Here is an 18,133-nt window from a genome sequence, read left to right as displayed (position 1 = left end):
AATAAATGAGTTTAGTCGTTCAATCGCTTGTGAGTGCAAACACAACTGCAGTAAATGGGAGTACATCGACTACAACGGGCACAACAACGACAGCTGCACCATTTGCTCAAACCCTGGTACAAACCATGGGAGGCAATGCCAACACCTCGTCGACTCCAGCTGAACCCCTATTGGGAAATCTAGCTTCTTTGCTGCAAGGCCTGTTAAAGGAAGTGCAGCCGACTGGAGAAGAGCAAGCAGGGCAAGACACTCAGAAGGGTGATCTCCTTGAAAAACTTGCTGCTGATGTTGAGAAGCTGGATGAAAGTATCAGTAGTGATCCTGCTCTGTTGGTAGCCTTACAGGCTTGGATTCTTCAGGTATCTGCACTTTTATCTGGAAGCCATGCCGCAGAAGATGGCACTGCTACAACGGAAGCAGAAGTGGCTGGAAGCTTGTCCCCATTGGCACAGAATGCTGATACATTGAGATTTGCAGTTCAAGACGACCTGCAAAGTTTAGTTTCTATGATTCAGGAAGCTGCAGTGAGTGGCAATGAGGAAGTAGCAGCTAAGGGAATCAGTTTATTGAATAATTTCACAGCGCTTTTAGAAGAGTCCTCCTCTAACACTAATAAAGGGAAGGGAAAGACAAGCAATGTGAATGCTGCTTCTGTTTCTTCCGTAGAACAGCCTGCTATCACTGAAAGCAAAAATAATCCAACGGATAAAACACTTCAGAATGTGAGCAATCGTTCCGGAGAAGCTGTTGTAGTGAAAAATGATACGGTTGCCAGCTCGCCAGTGACCTCAGGAACTGTGCAAGAAGCTGAAGCAGAGACTGCGAACACGCCGTTAATCAAGACAGGTGTAACCGGGGAAACGAAGTCAACAGAATCCACTCTAGATTCCACGCTAGGAATTACAGCTAACGAAGGGGATCATGAGGTTGTTACTGCGGGTCAGTTATCTCTGCGCGGAGGAATTACAGCACCGCTGAAGGCTGAAGTGCCAGCAGCGCCTGTTCCGGTTCAGCAATTTGCTCAAGAAATGACAGGTTTCATTACAGGCAAATTAGAGATTGTGCAAAAAGGTGGGATCGCTGAAGCGACTATATCCCTTTTTCCAGAAAATCTCGGACAAGTTGATGTTAAGATCACAATGCAAAATGGTCATTTAGTTGCCCAGTTCATGACTGAACATACCGGTGCTAAAGATATGCTGGAGCAACAAATGAACCAGCTTCGCGCTGCATTGCAATCTCAGGGTCTTCAAGTGGAGAAGCTGGAAGTTACGCAAAATAATACCCCACTTAATTCGCAATGGGGGCAGGAAGGACGCCAACCTAATTCCGGAAGTGGACAGCAGGGTAGACGTTCCAAAGAAAGCAGAGAGGAAGCCAGTGATGCCGTTCTTGCCGCAGAGCTGAATGGTGAATGGAAGGACTGGGTTTCAAATGCGGGACAAGAAGATCAGTCCCAAGGTGGATCTTTTTCTGCTAAGGCTTAACTCTAATAACAAACGAAAGAGAGGTGAGTGGTTATGGCGACAACAGTTCCGGTCTCTACTAAAGATCAGTGGAATTATACAACTCCCGACTCTAGTGCACGGACAACGGGTAATTCTACTTTAGGTAAGGATCAGTTTTTGAAGATTTTGATTACTCAGCTGCAAAATCAAGATCCGATGCAACCGATGGAAGATAAAGAATTTATTGCGCAAATGGCTCAGTTCACATCCGTGGAGCAATTGATGAATATCTCTACTCAGCTTAATGCTATGAATCAGTCCCTTGGATCTGTATCCGGGTTGATTGGTAAAGATATTACATGGACAGACACCGCCACAAAGCTGCCTAAGACAGGTAATGTTGAATCTATCGTTGTTAGCAATGGTATTCAATATGCGGTTGTGGGAAAAGACAGAATTGCTTTAACCGATATTACACAAATTCAGAATGCCGCAGCAACGCCAGAAAGCGGTTCTGGTACAGATAGTAATACTCCGGAGAATAGCGGAGGAAGCGGGGCGAGCATATGAGTGACAGGCTTACTATAGGCCAGCTGTATCCTGCGTCCCTGCATTCTACAACGTTACAACGATCTTCGCTGCCTAAGCAGTCTGTGGCGGGGGGAGCTTCTTTTGAGAGTTTGCTGCAACAGAAACTATTAAAATTCAGCAATCATGCTGCTAAGCGCCTAGAACAAAGAGGGATAGAGCTTGGAAGTGGTCAGCTGGATCAAATTTCATCTGCTGTGGACAAAGCTGCTGCTAAGGGAAGTAAAGAATCCTTGATATTAATGAAGGATTTGGCGTTTATCGTTAGCGTTCCTAATCGCACAGTAGTTACTGCTATGGATGGTAACTCGATCAAAGATAATGTATTTACACAAATCGATAGTGCAATAGTGATTTCATAATAGGCTGGTCCTAACGGAAAGCCGAGGCGGCCGCTGACCGACTGACGCGGTCCCAATTCACTTGGAAAGTTATTAGGACTCTATAATCTGGGAGGACATTAAACATGTTAAGATCAATGTATTCAGGGGTTTCAGGAATGAGAGGCTTTCAAACTAAGCTTGATGTAATCGGTAATAATATTGCTAACGTCAACACTATCGGGTTTAAATCCGGACGTGTTATGTTCAAGGATATTATGAGCCAAACCGTTTCTGGTGTTACTGCACCGGGTGAGGATGGTCAAGGTGGGGTAAATGCGAAACAAGTTGGACTAGGTGTTAGTATTGCTTCTATAGATACCCTACATTTGGCTGGTAGTGCTCAAACCACCAACAACCCAACAGATTTACGTATCGATGGAGATGGTTTTTTTCTGGTTAAGCTTACTGAGGATCAAGATACTGCATTTTTGACCCGCGCCGGAGATTTCCACATTGACGCTGCGCGTAATCTTGTTACCGCTGACGGACTTCATGTTTTAGATTCCGACGGTGGGATCATTCAATTAGGTGACGATGTAACGGCGTTTTCTATCTCTAATGATGGAACAATTGTTCAGACCATGGAAGATGGAACGACTGGAGCTGGGGTGAAGATTGGTGTAGCCAAGGTTACTAACCCGTCTGGTCTGGAGAAAATCGGAGGCAATCTGTATCGTATGACACTTAATGCGAATGCAGAAGGCGAACTGGTTCCGACTACAGCGAACAATACAGAAGATGGCACCGGGGCAATCATCTCTGGACAGCTGGAAATGTCCAATGTGGATCTTACCAATGAATTCACAGAAATGATCGTATCACAGCGTGGATTCCAGGCGAATTCCCGTATCATCACAACTTCTGATGAAGTGCTGCAGGAAGTAGTAAACCTGAAGCGTTAATTTAATCAATAAATTCTATATTTTCTTAAATGGTTCATGCGGAGTCGTGGGGGAGTTACTCCTCCCCCTATTTTGTTAGGAGGCCTGTTATGATATCGGTAACAAGATTAAATGGAACACCGATGTGGATCAATGCCCTACTGGTCGAAATGGTAGAAGAAAGCCCGGATACATATATTACGCTCGTAACCGGAAAAAGACTGATCGTTCTCGAAAAAGCCGATGAGGTTATTACGAAGATCCGGGATTATAACAGGGACATAGGCACATATGCTGCCACCATTAAAATCCAGTCAATGGAGGAGCTAACATGAAAAAGATGATGCCGTGGCTCATCACGATATTACTAGCGATTACTCTGATCGTGGTCGCCGCATTTTTACTAATGGACAGGATCTTTCCGAAAGATACGAACGAGGTAAGTGCTGCTGTTCAAAATGTGGAAACAAAACATTTAACTGCAGATGAAATCGTCGAATTGACGGCAGAGATCATTGATATCAAAACAAATCTTGCTGATCCCGATTTTATCCTTCAAGTAGATTTCGCCTTCCAACTGAGTTCTGCGAAATCAAAGGAAGAATTCGAAAAAATAAAAGAGATCAAAATCAAACCAATAATTATCAAGACGCTTGCAGATACCAAACCTGAGGACCTTAATGGAGCGAATGGAAAAGATCAGCTTAGCAGTAAGCTTATTAATCTGATCAATAAGACATTGACTGAGGGCCAAATTACTCAGATCGAAATCACCAAATTCCTTTTGGCTTCTGTGTAGCTTTATTCCTGATAATTCTTTGATAGGGGGGTGATTGAATTGGTTGATGTACTATCACAAAACGAAATTGATGCTCTACTTGCTGCACTTTCTTCAGGTGAGATGGACGCCGATGAACTTAAAAAGGAAGAAACTCAGAAGAAAATCCGCTCTTATGACTTTAAACGGGCTGTCCGCTTTTCCAAAGATCATATCCGCAGTCTTACACGGATACATGACAATTTCGCCCGTTATCTTACAACGTATTTTTCAGCCCAATTGCGCACCTTCGTTCAGATTAATGTCGTTCAAGTAGAGCAGCTCCCTTATGATGAATTTATTCGCTCCATACCGAAAATGACGATATTGAACATTTTTGAAGCTGAACCTTTAGAGGGCCGCATGGTAATGGAAGTTCATCCAAACATTGCTTTTGCTATGCTGGACAGGTTGCTTGGGGGCTTTGGAACTGCACCTTCTAAGATTAATGCTCTAACTGAGATCGAAACAACGATTATGGAGCGTATCTTTAGTAGATGTTTTGAGAGTCTGCAGGAGGCTTGGAAAACGGTGCTGGATATTCATCCACGGATGGAAGCTCTTGAGACGAACCCGCAGTTCATGCAGATTGTATCGCCCAATGAGACCATTGCATTAATCTCTCTAAGTACCAAAATTGGAGATACAACAGGCATGATCAATCTTTGTATACCGCATGTCGTTTTAGAGCCTATCATGTCCAGACTTTCTGTTCACCAATGGTTTGTGACAGAGAAGAAGACGCGGGATGAAGATGAGCTACTGGCCATTAGAGCTAGAGTTCATAAAGCGAAGCTGCCGATTGTTGCTGAACTTGGAGAATCGAGCTTATCCATATCTGAATTCCTAGGGCTTAGTGTCGGTGACGTGATTTCTCTCAACAGAAACGTAGATTCTGGACTGTCAATTAAGGTAGGGGAGAAGCTTAAGTTCATCGGAAGTCCCGGAATGGTTAAAGATAGGGTAGCCGTGCAAATAGACGAAATTGTCAATGAAGGAGTTGAAGAATTTGACGAGTAAAGATTATTTATCCCAAGAAGAAATCGACGCCCTTCTGAGACAATCTGCGGAGGGCTCATTAGCTCCTACGGAGAAAACGGTAGATGACTATCTAACACCGTTTGAACAGGATGCTTTGGGCGAAATTGGTAATATAACGTTTGGCAGTGCAGCAACAGCACTTTCCACTTTACTAGGGAAAAAAGTAGATATTACAACCCCTCAAGTTTCGATCATTACACGCGGGGAGTTTGAAATTGCTTTTCCTAAACCGCATGTAGCTGTTCACGTTCAATATGTGGATGGGTTTCAAGGGATTAACTCACTTGTTATTAAGATTAGGGATGCACAGGTCATTGCCGATCTGATGCTTGGCGGTGCTGGTGAACCTAAGGATGAAGAGTTGAATGAAATTCATATTAGCGCTGTGCAAGAAGCTATGAATCAAATGATGGGTTCTTCTGCTACATCGATGTCTACGATTTTTAATCGTTTTGTTAATATCTCGCCTCCGGGTATCGACATTTTGAATATGTCCAGCGGAGAAGGAGTAGGCAGTCTGCCAGACGATGAAACCCTAATTCGTATTTCGTTCCGGCTTAAAATTGGTGATTTGATAGATTCTACTATTATGCAGCTCTTGCCTGTTCAGTTCGCAAAAGATATGGTATCCATGCTACTTGGTGATGTTAGTCCGGCAGAGGAGGAGGCAGCGGTCACAATGGCTGAAACACCTGCTATGACTAATTCTGCGGAGACACCACCTCCAGCACCTCCGGTGCAACAGGCGCCCTCACAGCCCGCAGGAGGAACGCAACCACCATATCCACCGCAGGGTATGCCAGCGTATCCAGGGATGCCAGAAGGCGGGTATTATTATCCTCCAGCGGGTATGCCGGCTTATGGAATGCCTGGGATGCCACCATACGGTATGCCACCGCAAGGGATGCCATATGGACAGACACCACCGCTTAATTCTGAGGCAAATCGCAATGTAAATGTACAGCCTGTGCAATTTGCAAATCTGAATGGTGGGGCCTTTGGTCATATTGATGAAAATAATTTAAATTTATTGATGGACATACCGCTTAGAGTAACCGTAGAATTAGGAAGGACCCAGAAGCAGATCAAAGATATTTTAGAAATGTCACAAGGCTCAATTATTGAGCTGGACAAGCTCGCAGGTGAGCCTGTAGATATTTTGGTTAACAACAAGCTTATTGCCAAAGGTGAAGTCGTTGTTATCGACGAAAACTTTGGCGTACGCGTTACGGATATCGTCAGCCAGTGGGACCGAATTCAGAAATTACAATAAGCATACTTAGGGAGGATTTTGTAAAAATGGCTAACCGAATTCTAATCGTGGACGATGCAGCATTTATGAGAATGATGATCCGTGACATTTTGTCGAAAAACGGATTTGAAGTAGTGGGCGAAGCTCAGGACGGTTCTCAAGCGATAGAAAAATTCAAGGAACTGCGTCCGGACCTCATCACGATGGATATTACTATGCCTGAGATGGACGGAATCGCCGCCCTGAAAGAAATCAAAAAAGTAGATCCGGCTGCAAAGGTTATTATGTGTTCAGCCATGGGCCAGCAGGCTATGGTTATCGATGCAATCCAAGCAGGAGCTAAAGACTTTATTGTGAAGCCTTTCCAAGCTGACCGGGTTATCGAAGCTATTAACAAAACGTTGGGCGCGTAGGATAAAGTCATGTTATATTCCGAAACGCTCGGAAGCAGTAACACCCTGCTGAATTTGTTTAAAGTTATTATTGTCCTGGCGATAATCATTGTACTTATAGTGGTACTGATTCGTTTTCTTGGACGACGTAATCAAACCTTTATGAGCAACCGTTCTATAAGAACGCTTGGTGCAATAGGGCTTGGACCTAATAAGTCGATGCAGGTTATCGAACTGGGAAGCAGTCTTTACTTAATCGGGATTGGTGAGAATATATCCATTTTGGATAAAGTCACCGATCCGGATGAGGTTGCATTGATCATTGCGGCATTTGAGGGTCAGTCCTCTAACCAGAATAATTTCCTCGCACCGCTTATTGCCAAGGTAAAGGTAAAGCTGCGTGGGGAGGTTCCATCTCAGGAAATTGAACTTAGTGAAACATCATCTTTTTACGAGACTCTGCAATCCAAGCTTCGTTCTGCACCAGAGCGCAAAGAGAAAATGGAAGAGCTGCTTCGGGATGATGTTACTAAGGATGAGTCGAGGAATATATGAAAAAGAAGCTAATTCTTGCTATTCTGCTGTTCGGTATTATCAGTGTGGTTATGATGACGCCGATACATGCTGATCCTATACCTAATGTTAATATTCAGGTCGGTAATGAAGGTTCAAGCAGTGGTACCAGTTCCATATCAATTCTTCTTCTTGTTACGGTTCTGAGTATTGCTCCGGCGTTTCTGGTTCTTATGACTAGCTTTACTAGAATTGTAATCGTATTAGGTTTTGTGAGAACCTCGCTGGGTACTCAGAATATGCCTCCGAACCAGGTGCTGGTAGGACTTGCTCTGTTTCTGACCCTGTTCATTATGTCACCAACGCTGGCCACAGTGAATGAAAATGCGTTGCAGCCGTATATGAAGGGGACAATCTCCCAGACCGAGGCTTTTGATAAAGCTGCTGATCCGATGAAAGAATTTATGTTTAAACAGACGAACACCAAAGATCTTCTGTTATTTATGAAATACACCGGTTATACCGGATCTACTAAGCCGGCTACATACAGTGATATTCCACTGACGGTGATGGTGCCAGCTTTCGCAATTGGTGAATTGAAAAAAGCTTTTACAATGGGCTTCTTAATTTTCATACCATTCCTGATTATTGATATTGTTGTGGCGAGCACACTGATGGCCATGGGGATGATGATGCTTCCCCCGGTTATGATTTCATTACCTTTTAAAATAATGCTCTTTGTACTGGTAGACGGCTGGTACTTAGTCATTAAATCACTACTTCTTAGTTTTAACACCTGACCTAAAGAGGAGGCATGAGGGATGAGTACGGAGTTTATAATCGGGCTAGCAAGCCAAGCCGTATATTTAGTGCTGGAAGTCAGCGCACCCATGCTGATTCTTGGTCTGGTGGTAGGACTAATAATCAGTATTTTTCAGGCTACGACACAGATTCAGGAACAGACGCTAGCGTTTGTTCCCAAAATCGTCGCAGTGCTACTGGCTTTATTGCTATTTGGTCCGTGGATCGTCACGAAGCTGATTGACTTTACAAGCCAAATTTTAGGTAATCTCTACATGTATATTGGTTAAACAATGAACATGGAGACCATACTGCAAAGTTTACCCGTCTTTTTGCTTATTTTTTGTCGAATAACCGCTTTTTTTGTTGTCGTTCCTGTATTTTCTTCACAAGGGGTCCCGACAACCTTTAAGATTGGCATTTCTTTTTTTGTAGCATTGGTTGTCTTTAGTGCTAACGGAACAGGACTTACAATCCCGCAGGATTTCAGTTATATTTTGCTGATTGCCAGAGAGGTATTAATAGGTTTATTGCTAGGTTTCATTGGATATTTGATGTTTATGGCGATTCAGACAGCAGGTTCGTTTATAGATATTCAGATTGGCTTCGGTATTGCTAATGTCATTGATCCTATGACTGGAACATCTGCACCTGTTATCGGTAATTTCAAATATATGATTGCCCTGCTAATGTTTCTGAGCATGAATGGTCATCACCATCTGCTAGATGCTATTGTGTACAGTTATAAATGGGTTCCTATGAATAATGATTTATTTCTAGGCATGATTGACGGTAGTTTATCAGAGTTTCTGGTTCGAACATTTGTGCAGTCCTTTGTACTCGCTTTTCAAATGTCGGCTCCTTTAGTAACTGCGCTGTTTCTGACTGATGTTGGCCTTGCTTTCTTGGCGAGAACGGCTCCGCAATATAATGTATTTGTTATTGGGGTTCCGCTCAAAATCATTATAGGTCTTGCACTGCTTTTAGTGCTCATGCCTGGTCTGGCTGTGCTGTTTCAGAATCTCTTCGATATCATGTTCGAATCCATGGAGAATTTATTGAGTCTCATGGGGAAGAGTCCGTAGGTGACCGTAAGGGGAGCGTATTATGCCTAAGACGAAGCGGTATAGACTGGATCTTCAACAATTCGCCGGTGAAAAGACGGAAAAAGCAACCCCGAAGAAACGGCAAGATGCTCGTAAGAAGGGTCAAGTAGCCAAAAGTGCTGAGCTATCCGGTGCAGTTGTATTGTTATCAGCAATAGTTAGCTTGATGATGTTTGGTGGTTTTATGAAAGAGCGCTTCATGAAGCTATATATGGACGTATTTCAGAATCAAATGACAATGGAGGTTACTCCTGAGAATATAACGCTGCTATTTAATCAATATGGACTACAAATACTGATTTTGCTAGCTCCATTACTTGGAATAGTTTTTGTTATGGCGCTGGTAAGCAATTTGGCGCAGGTGGGATTTATGACCACAGGAGAGGGGATCACCCCTAAATTCAGCAAGCTTAATCCGATAAAAGGGTTCAAAAATATTTTCTCCATGCGTTCGTTTGTCGAGTTCCTGAAATCCATATTTAAGCTTCTAATTATCGCTTATCTGGTATATAGCACTTTATGGGGAGAAAAGAAGAACTTTGCATCCCTGTCGCATATCAGTGCGGAGGGGATTTTTAAATTTGCGGCCAAGCTGACGATGAGTCTTGGTTTGAAAATCGGGGCTGCCCTATTGGCTATGGCTTTTCTGGACTACATGTATCAGAAGTACGAGCATGAAAAAAGCCTGAAAATGTCCAAGCAGGATATCAAGGATGAATACAAAAAAATGGAGGGTGACCCTCTAATCAAAGGTAAGATCAGGGAACGCCAACGTAGAATGGCCATGCAGCGTATGATGCAGGAAGTTCCAAATGCGGATGTAATCATTACGAATCCTACGCACTTTGCTGTTGCGCTTAAATATGACGGTACCAAGATGGAAGCGCCGCAGATTATAGCAAAGGGTCAGGATTATGTAGCACTTCGCATCCGGGAGCTGGCTAAAGAGCACGGCGTCGTGACTATGGAAAACAAACCGCTGGCACGGGCATTATTCCAAAGGGCAGAGATTGGAGATGTCGTTCCAAATGATCTGTTCCAGGCTGTGGCTGAAGTGCTGGCATATGTATATAAGCTTAAAGGTAAGAGGAGATAAGGCGGGGGGGTTAGGACATTGAAAGCTAAAGATTTAACAGTTTTGCTAGGCATCATCGGGATCGTGCTTATGATGATTCTGCCTATCCCGTCCTGGCTATTGGACGTTTTGCTTGTTATTAACATCTCAATCGCATTAATTATCATTCTGGTTGCTATGAATACGAAAAATGCACTCGAATTCTCAATTTTCCCTTCATTGCTCCTAGTAACCACACTGTTTCGTCTGTCACTTAACATCTCGACTACAAAACTGATCCTGACTTACGGAGATGCCGGTTCAGTGGTATCTACTTTCGGTAGCTGGATCGCTGGCGGACAAATTGCTGTTGGGTTTATCGTGTTTCTGATCTTGGTAGTAGTTCAGTTTATTGTTATCACCAAAGGTTCAGAGCGCGTAGCTGAGGTAGGCGCTAGATTTACCTTGGATGCGATGCCCGGTAAGCAAATGAGTATTGATGCCGATCTTAACGCAGGCATGATTAACGAAACCCAGGCACGTGAGCGCCGGCGTAACGTAGAACGCGAAGCGGATTTTTTCGGAGCCATGGACGGTGCGAGTAAATTCGTTAAAGGAGACGCGATTGCGAGTATTATCATCTTGCTGATCAATCTCATCGGTGGATTTATTATCGGTATGATGGTTCACGGGATGGACTTTGCTACTGCGTTATCCACTTATTCTGTATTGACCATCGGGGACGGTCTTGTCAGTCAAATTCCAGCTTTGCTTATTTCGACAGCAGCCGGCTTGATTGTTACTAGAGCTTCTTCGGAAGGTAATCTTGCAGAAGAGCTGACAGGACAGTTGTTGTCCTATCCGAAATTGTTGTATATTGTCGCAGTTACGGTAGCTTTTCTTGGACTCTTTACACCCATACATATGATTACAACGCTCCCATTGGCCGGATTGCTGGCTTTTGCAGCCTACCGTATGGGACAAAATTTAAATAAGAAACAGATTGCCGAAGAGCAACTTGTTGAAGAGAAGCAGATTGAAGAGGTACGAAGTCCGGAAAGTGTCATTAATTTGCTTTCAGTTGATCCCATTGAATTCGAGTTTGGTTATGGTCTTATTCCTTTGGCGGATACAGGTCAGGGAGGCGATCTGCTAGATCGTATCATCATGATTCGACGGCAATGTGCCCTAGAAATGGGTCTTGTAGTACCTGTTATTCGCATTCGCGACAATATTCAACTAAAACCGAATGAATATGTCATAAAAATTAAAGGAAATACAGTCGGCGGTGGTGAATTATTACTTAATCATTACCTTGCAATGAGTCCAGGATATGATGATGAATCTATAAACGGTATTGAGACCATCGAACCATCCTTTGGGCTTCCAGCATTATGGATTGATGAATCGGTTAAAGAGCGGGCTGAATTGTCCGGCTATACTGTAGTAGACCCTCCATCTGTTGTCGCAACACATCTGACGGAGTTAATCAAACGTCATGGACATGAGCTGATAGGAAGACAAGAAACTAAGATGCTGGTGGACAACCTTAGGGATAATTATCCAGTGCTCGTCGACGATCTTATTCCTTCCGTATTGGCGATTGGGGATGTGCAGAAGGTTCTTGCTAAGCTGCTTCGTGAAAAAATATCGATCAGAGATTTGGTTACGATTTTTGAGACATTGGCGGATTATGGGACATACACCAAGGATCCTGATATTCTCACTGAATATGTTCGTCAGTCCTTGTCCAGACAGATTACCCAGCAATTCTCACAAGTAGGAGAGACGCTGAAAGTCATCACGGTGGGGCCTAATCTTGAAAAGAAAATTTCCGAGAGTGTGCAGCAATCTGAACAGGGAAGTTATTTGGCACTAGATCCAACTTCGACACAAACGATCTATCAGCGGTTAAGTGAACAGATTAATCGATTGCTGCAGACAGGGCAACAGCCAATAGTGCTCACATCACCAACCATTCGTATGTATTTGCGGCAGGTGATTGAACGAACGATGCAGGATATTCCTGTACTGTCTTATAGCGAGCTAGAGCCTAACATTGAAATACAAAGCGTCGGAGTGGTGAATTTATGAGAGTGAAGCGCTACGTGGTCGATTCGATGCCTGACGCCATGCTTTCCATTCGCAACGAGCTTGGGAGCGAGGCCGTCATTTTAAGTACAAAGGAAATCAAAATCGGCGGATTTTTAGGGTTATTTAAGAAGAAAAAAATAGAAGTTGTAGCAGCAGTAGAAAAGGCAGAGAAGAATAATGTTCCAAAAAAGCCGGCTGCGCCAGCGATGAACATTCCACGGAGTGCAGTACCACAGGCTTATCAAAAAGCTTCATCTGCTTCCACTACACCTTCTACACCTTCTATACCTTCCGTACCTTCTGTTTCATTAGAAAAGCCAGAAGAGTCACGGACGTTTGCAGAGATTGCTGCAGCCTTATCGGAAGCTATCAATGTACAAGAATCGATAGCCAAGCATCCGGAGCCAGAACCTGAGCAAAAACTTCCTGAATTAAATCTGGAAGATGCACCTTCTATATCAGCGTTGTATGAATCATTAGGATTAGAACAATCGCCAGAGGTTGCCACTGCTCTCGAAAATGATGTTCTTCGTGAGATTAGAGATATGAAGCTCTGGATGGAGCGAATTGCCAGACAATCCTCAGGTGGAAGAGAACTGCCAGACAGTCTGCAGGAGCTACGGGATCTTTTATTAGAGCAAGAAATGGATGCTGTGCTTGTTGAGGAATGGATCAGTAACATCTCGGAACGTTGGGTGGATGAAGGGCGTACTTGGGGACCAGAGAAATTTATGGGATCTCTTAAAGAACAGATTGATGGTTTCCTGACGGGACGAATTGCTGATGGAATTGCCCGGGATACTCAAATTGTATATATTGCCGGACCCACTGGAGTTGGAAAGACCACAACCATAGCTAAGCTTGCGGCAGAACAGCTATTTAAGCACGGACGCAAGGTAGGTTTTATCACCTCCGATACGTATAGAATCTCAGCTGTGGAACAGTTGCGAACCTACGCTGCTATTCTCAATGTTCCATTGGAGGTTGTCCAATCGCCAGGAGATTTGCAAAGAGCACTCTTTCGCTTGGAGAGTTGTGATCTAGTATTAATGGATACAGCTGGCCGAAATTATCGTAATGATATGCTAGTAGCCGAACTGCAAAGCTTGCTTGCGAAGGAATTGAGAAGTGAAACTTATCTTGTGCTTAGCTTGACCTCGAAAAGCCGTGATATGAAACTTATTGCAGAGCATTTCGGCAGATATAGACTGGATAAGGTTATTTTCACAAAGCTGGATGAGACGGGGAGTTACGGCCCGCTCTTTAATGTCCTGAATGACTTCCCGCTTACCTTGTCTTATATGACCGATGGTCAAAATGTTCCTGATGACCTGCTTATGGCTACCAAAGGACAGCTGAGTGAGTTGCTTCTTGGAACAGGTGAAACATGATGGATCAGGCACAATCCTTAAGACAGCTTGTATCCAGTCAGGATTCTAAAGTAGCTGTAAGAGGGGGATCATCCGCCAGGATCATTACGGTGTGTAGTGGTAAAGGGGGCGTTGGTAAGTCGAATTTTACACTTAACTTCGCTCTAACTTTAAAGGCTATGGGCAAACGGGTTTTGCTGTTCGATGCAGATATCGGCATGGCTAATATAGATGTGTTGATGGGCGTATCGGCGAGATATAATCTTTATCATTTGTTAAAAAGAGAAGCGGATATCGAGCAGATTATTCAATACGGTCCGAATTCGCTCCCTTTTATAGCAGGTGGCTCTGGAATGGATGAGCTATTCACTCTTTCAGAGTCTGATCTTGATTATTTCACAAATCAGATAACACTTATCGCGGACAGCATGGATTATATTTTGTTCGATACTGGTGCTGGATTATCTAAGGAAACGATGAAGTTTATAACTTCTGCCGACGATTGCCTAGTGGTTACTACACCAGAACCAACAGCTATCACAGATGCATACGCATTAATGAAGGTTGTGAATCGTTCCTATCCTGAGACTTCCTTTAAATTGATTGTGAACCAGGCAGGTGATGAAAGGGAAGCCATAGCGACAAGCGACAAGATCCGAATGGCCGCCAGTCGTTTTTTGCAATTAGATATTTCTTATCTTGGTCATATAAGCTCAGATGCCCATGTAGTGCAAGCTGTCAAAAGGCAAACGCCATTCACATTGGCTTTTCCAAACAGTATTGCTGCAAAAGATATACATCGGCTTGCCCTAAGTTATTTGACCATTGATTCTAAAAAGACCACAAAAGTCCAAGGGATTAAAGGCTTTATCCATAAATGGTTAAAGCGGAGTAAATAGTTGTTCTGAATTTGGGACAGAGGTGGAAATGATATGAAGCCATATAAAGTATTGGTTGTTGATGATTCGGCATTTATGCGCAAGATCATTTCCGATTTAATTGAAAATGACGCTGACTTTCAGGTGACGGCAACAGCAAAAAACGGTCGTGAGGCTATCGAAAAAATCAATGAGCTTCGTCCAGATCTGGTTACCATGGATGTAGAAATGCCAGAAATGAACGGCCTGGAAGCGCTGAAAATAATAATGGCCTCAGACCCTCTGCCAGTGATTATGCTGTCAGGGATCAATGAAGAGGGCATGAAGGAAACCATTCTTGCACTGGAATGGGGCGCTTTTGACTTTATTCGTAAACCTTCGATTACCAACTCTCAGGATATCATGGGAGTGGGAGAATCCTTAAGGGAACAAATGAAAGAGGCTATGATGGCCCGGGAGCAGCGCGAAGCACGTGCTTCTGCATTTAAGTTGCCAGACATACCGCCAGTAGAAGTCGCACCGCCAACTGTACCGAGAGTGATGCCCGGCAAACCCAAGGTAGAACCTAAAGCTTCACTCAAAAATGAAGTGATCAAAAAACCGCGGGTGAAGCAGCCGTTAGATCATACTGTTCCTAAAAGAGCAGCCAAACCATTAATCTCTACTCCACCACCTTTATCAGAAAAGAGTAATGCAAGGTCAAGAGTAGAGAATAACGCTACCCCACCAAAACCGTTGCCTAAACCTAAAGTGGAAGTGTCTTCTGACGCTCCTGCAAATCCTCAGGTCCGGAAGTATGGGAGTAATGATCTGCAAAAGTTGGTTGCCGTGGGGTGCTCTACAGGTGGACCACGTGCTCTAAAGGTATTTCTGGAGAAGATTCCTGCGGATTTTCCAGCGCCTATTGTTATCGTGCAGCATATGCCGCCTAACTTTACCAAATCACTAGCCCAGCGACTGAATACCTTTAGCCCGCTAGAAGTGATTGAAGCTGAGCAGGGGATGATATTGCAAAAAGGAACTGCTTATATAGCACCTGGAGGCTATCATTTACAAGTTGTCCCATCCTCTAGAGGGCAATATGTGGTTGTACTCACAAAGGAGGAGGCGCGTAATGGCCATCGACCTTCTGTGGATGTTTTATTTGAATCATTGCTGCCGCTCACATCGTTAGAACGTCATTTGTTACTAATGACAGGGATGGGTAGTGATGGGGCAAGAATGATGAAATCCTTATACGACTCTGGGGTAACCTCAACCTTTGCTGAAAGCGAAGAAACTTGTGTCGTATATGGAATGCCGCGATCTGCGGTGGAATTACAGTGCGTCCAGCACGTACTGCCTTTGCAAGAAATTGCTCCAAGGCTGGTGCAAGCTGTTAAATAACAGAAAAGCGAACTCAAAGGGGAGGTGCTCACTGATGGACATGAACCAATATTTATCCATGTTTATTGATGAGTCGAACGATCATCTGCAGTCATTGAACGAGAGCATGATGGGGCTGGAAGCGAATCCTGAGGACATTAGTATTGTACAGGTAATATTCCGCTCTGCGCATACCTTAAAAGGTATGGCAGCAACTATGGGCTTTGAAGATTTGGCTTCACTCACACACCAAATGGAAAATGTTCTTGATTTGGTACGCAACAACAAACTGCGCATGCAGGATTTCATTTTTGATACGTTGTTCAAAAGTTTGGATGCCTTGGAGTCTATGGTTGAGGATATTACGGGAGGAGGCGAGGGTAAAGCGGATGTTTCGTCTATCGTCTCCTCCTTACAGGCTATAGTCCGGGGAGAGATTCCTGTTGCGGGTGGTGAGGCAGCTTCTGTCTCAGGACCTGCTGCACAAGCGGTTGAAACCCCGATTCATTTAGATGAGTTTCAATTTTCTGTTCTAGAACAGTCGATTCAAGAAGGGCATCAAGTATTATATGTGGACGTAACCATTCGTAAGGATTGTCAGCTTAAGGCAGTACGTGCATATATGGTGTTTGATCTTTTGGAGCGTTCAGGTGAAGTGGTTAAATCCTTCCCATCCGTTCAGGATATTGAACAAGAGAAATTTGATCAAAGCTTCTCTCTATATTACATAACTCAAAAAAGTGCTGATCAAATTCAGGCTATGATACTAAATCTGTCTGAGATTGATAAGGTATCGGCAGTAGCGTTGGATCAAGACTCTCTGCAACAGCTGGGTCAAGAAACAGCAGCAGCTGCCTCTGAAGTGGCTGTCACGACTACTGAGGCTCCAGCTGCACCTGCGGCTTCTGCCGCTAAACCCCTGCCAACCAAAGAAGAGGGCAACAAACCGGCAGCTCACAAAACAGGTGGTGCACCATCACGTACCATTCGTGTAGATATTGAACGTTTGGACGTGTTGATGAATTTATTCAGTGAACTTCTTATCGACCGTGTCCGATTGGAACAGCTGGCTTCTGAGGTTCAAAATGGTGATCTTACAGAAACGGTTGAGCATATGGGCCGGGTAAGTGGAGATCTCCAGAATATTGTAATGAAGCTGCGGATGGTTCCAGTAGATACAGTATTTAACCGATTCCCACGTATGATTCGTGATCTAGCCAAGTCACTAGACAAAAAAGTAGATCTTATCATCACAGGAGCAGAAACTGAGCTAGACCGAACGGTCATTGACGAAATCGGGGATCCGCTGGTGCATTTATTGCGTAATGCAGTTGACCATGGTATCGAATCCATTGCGGATCGTGTTGCTGCTGGTAAGCCGGAGACCGGAACGGTCTATTTGCGGGCTTTCCACAGTGGTAATCACGTCTTCATTGAGATCGAAGAAGATGGAACAGGGATTTATCCGGAGAAGGTTCTGAAATCTGCTGTGAAGAAGGGTGTTATAACACAAGAGCAGGCAGCCAGTATGTCAGACGACGAAGCTTTTCAGTTGTTATTTGCCCCAGGCTTCAGTACAGCAGAGGTCATTTCTGATGTTTCAGGGCGCGGGGTAGGGCTAGATGTTGTGAAATCTAAGATTTCTTCTTTGGGCGGCAATGTAACGATTTATTCTGCTCCAGGTAAAGGAACAAATTTCTCAGTACAACTGCCTCTAACTCTATCTATCATTGCTGCAATGCTTATCCGTTTAGGTTCTGAGAAGTATGCCATTCCTTTGACCTCTATAGTGGAAACCGGAATCGTGAAGCAATCTCAGATCCGTACAATCCATGGCAATAAAATGGTAGAATTCCGTGATTCACATATTCCTCTGGTTTCGCTAAGTCGTCTCTTTTCAGTACCAGATTATGATGAGAGTACCGAAGAAGAAACAGAAATCGTAGTTGTGCGCAAGGGAGAAAGATTAGTTGCCTTAGCAGTACAGGATTTTATTGGCCAGAACGAGGTTGTGATTAAGAATCTGGGTAAATATTTGCCTGATGTACAAGGAATATCTGGCGCAACCATTCTTGGTGATGGTCAAGTAGCACTTATTATTGATCCCAACGCTTTTATTAAATAACTAGGATAGAACAGGGAGGTTCATT

General features: G+C 43.8%; 19 protein-coding genes. All 19 read left to right on the top strand.

Features of this window, described 5'->3' with window-relative positions:
- Positions 1–5 precede the first annotated feature (5 nt).
- The 19 genes from NYE72_RS18655 (at position 6) to NYE72_RS18565 (ending at position 18,108) form a co-directional block, all read left to right on the top strand.
- Positions 6–1,487, top strand: coding sequence for a flagellar hook-length control protein FliK (locus NYE72_RS18655; protein WP_052097111.1), 1,482 nt, complete (start codon positions 6–8; stop codon positions 1,485–1,487).
- 33 nt (positions 1,488–1,520) lie between these two features.
- Complete coding sequence (locus tag NYE72_RS18650; protein WP_036688543.1) at positions 1,521–2,018, top strand: flagellar hook capping FlgD N-terminal domain-containing protein; 498 nt, start codon at positions 1,521–1,523, stop codon at positions 2,016–2,018.
- Entirely contained in the window at positions 2,015–2,398 is a 384-nt protein-coding gene (locus NYE72_RS18645) for a TIGR02530 family flagellar biosynthesis protein (protein ID WP_076100377.1), read from the top strand. Before NYE72_RS18650 ends, NYE72_RS18645 begins: the two co-directional genes overlap by 4 nt.
- A gap of 104 nt (positions 2,399–2,502) precedes the next feature.
- Positions 2,503–3,321, top strand: a complete 819-nt coding sequence (flgG, locus tag NYE72_RS18640) for a flagellar basal body rod protein FlgG (RefSeq protein ID WP_036688538.1) — start codon at positions 2,503–2,505, stop codon at positions 3,319–3,321.
- Positions 3,322–3,410: 89 nt separating this feature from the next.
- Positions 3,411–3,635, top strand: a complete 225-nt coding sequence (locus NYE72_RS18635; protein ID WP_036688535.1) for a flagellar FlbD family protein — start codon at positions 3,411–3,413, stop codon at positions 3,633–3,635.
- Positions 3,632–4,099, top strand: a complete 468-nt coding sequence (locus NYE72_RS18630; protein WP_076100380.1) for a flagellar basal body-associated FliL family protein — start codon at positions 3,632–3,634, stop codon at positions 4,097–4,099. The genes NYE72_RS18635 and NYE72_RS18630 overlap by 4 nt, the downstream gene beginning before the upstream one ends.
- A 39-nt stretch (positions 4,100–4,138) precedes the next feature.
- On the top strand, positions 4,139–5,137 hold the full coding sequence (fliM, locus tag NYE72_RS18625; RefSeq protein ID WP_036688529.1) for a flagellar motor switch protein FliM: 999 nt from the start codon (positions 4,139–4,141) through the stop codon (positions 5,135–5,137).
- A complete protein-coding gene (gene fliY / locus NYE72_RS18620) occupies positions 5,127–6,431 on the top strand; it encodes a flagellar motor switch phosphatase FliY (protein ID WP_036688526.1) in 1,305 nt (434 codons plus the stop codon). The genes fliM and fliY overlap by 11 nt, the downstream gene beginning before the upstream one ends.
- 26 nt (positions 6,432–6,457) lie before the next feature.
- Complete coding sequence (locus NYE72_RS18615) at positions 6,458–6,823, top strand: response regulator (RefSeq protein WP_076127811.1); 366 nt, start codon at positions 6,458–6,460, stop codon at positions 6,821–6,823.
- 9 nt (positions 6,824–6,832) lie between these two features.
- Positions 6,833–7,357: a flagellar biosynthetic protein FliO gene (locus tag NYE72_RS18610; RefSeq protein WP_339210209.1), complete on the top strand. Its 525-nt coding sequence runs from the start codon at positions 6,833–6,835 to the stop codon at positions 7,355–7,357.
- Positions 7,354–8,115, top strand: coding sequence for a flagellar type III secretion system pore protein FliP (gene fliP / locus NYE72_RS18605; RefSeq protein WP_076272331.1), 762 nt, complete (start codon positions 7,354–7,356; stop codon positions 8,113–8,115). The genes NYE72_RS18610 and fliP overlap by 4 nt, the downstream gene beginning before the upstream one ends.
- Positions 8,116–8,136: 21 nt before the next feature.
- Positions 8,137–8,406, top strand: a complete 270-nt coding sequence (fliQ, locus tag NYE72_RS18600) for a flagellar biosynthesis protein FliQ (protein WP_076220246.1) — start codon at positions 8,137–8,139, stop codon at positions 8,404–8,406.
- Between the two features lie 9 nt (positions 8,407–8,415).
- On the top strand, positions 8,416–9,201 hold the full coding sequence (gene fliR, locus NYE72_RS18595) for a flagellar biosynthetic protein FliR (protein WP_076220245.1): 786 nt from the start codon (positions 8,416–8,418) through the stop codon (positions 9,199–9,201).
- A gap of 22 nt (positions 9,202–9,223) precedes the next feature.
- Complete coding sequence (gene flhB, locus NYE72_RS18590; RefSeq protein ID WP_339210205.1) at positions 9,224–10,318, top strand: flagellar biosynthesis protein FlhB; 1,095 nt, start codon at positions 9,224–9,226, stop codon at positions 10,316–10,318.
- Positions 10,319–10,336: 18 nt separating this feature from the next.
- Positions 10,337–12,370: a flagellar biosynthesis protein FlhA gene (gene flhA / locus NYE72_RS18585; RefSeq protein ID WP_036688509.1), complete on the top strand. Its 2,034-nt coding sequence runs from the start codon at positions 10,337–10,339 to the stop codon at positions 12,368–12,370.
- Positions 12,367–13,761: a flagellar biosynthesis protein FlhF gene (gene flhF, locus NYE72_RS18580; RefSeq protein ID WP_038571958.1), complete on the top strand. Its 1,395-nt coding sequence runs from the start codon at positions 12,367–12,369 to the stop codon at positions 13,759–13,761. The genes flhA and flhF overlap by 4 nt, the downstream gene beginning before the upstream one ends.
- The gene (locus tag NYE72_RS18575) at positions 13,758–14,639 is read left to right on the top strand and encodes a MinD/ParA family protein (RefSeq protein WP_038571955.1); all 882 of its coding nucleotides are present in this window, start codon (positions 13,758–13,760) and stop codon (positions 14,637–14,639) included. Before flhF ends, NYE72_RS18575 begins: the two co-directional genes overlap by 4 nt.
- 33 nt (positions 14,640–14,672) lie before the next feature.
- Entirely contained in the window at positions 14,673–16,004 is a 1,332-nt protein-coding gene (locus tag NYE72_RS18570; RefSeq protein WP_076316348.1) for a chemotaxis response regulator protein-glutamate methylesterase, read from the top strand.
- Between the two features lie 34 nt (positions 16,005–16,038).
- Entirely contained in the window at positions 16,039–18,108 is a 2,070-nt protein-coding gene (locus NYE72_RS18565) for a chemotaxis protein CheA (protein WP_036688502.1), read from the top strand.
- The last annotated feature ends 25 nt before the right edge of the window (positions 18,109–18,133 follow it).

It is taken from the genome of Paenibacillus sp. FSL L8-0333 (assembly GCF_037965665.1).
Taxonomy (GTDB): Bacteria; Bacillota; Bacilli; order Paenibacillales; family Paenibacillaceae; genus Paenibacillus_AQ; species Paenibacillus_AQ odorifer.
This window is presented reverse-complemented; position numbering and strand designations above follow the sequence as displayed.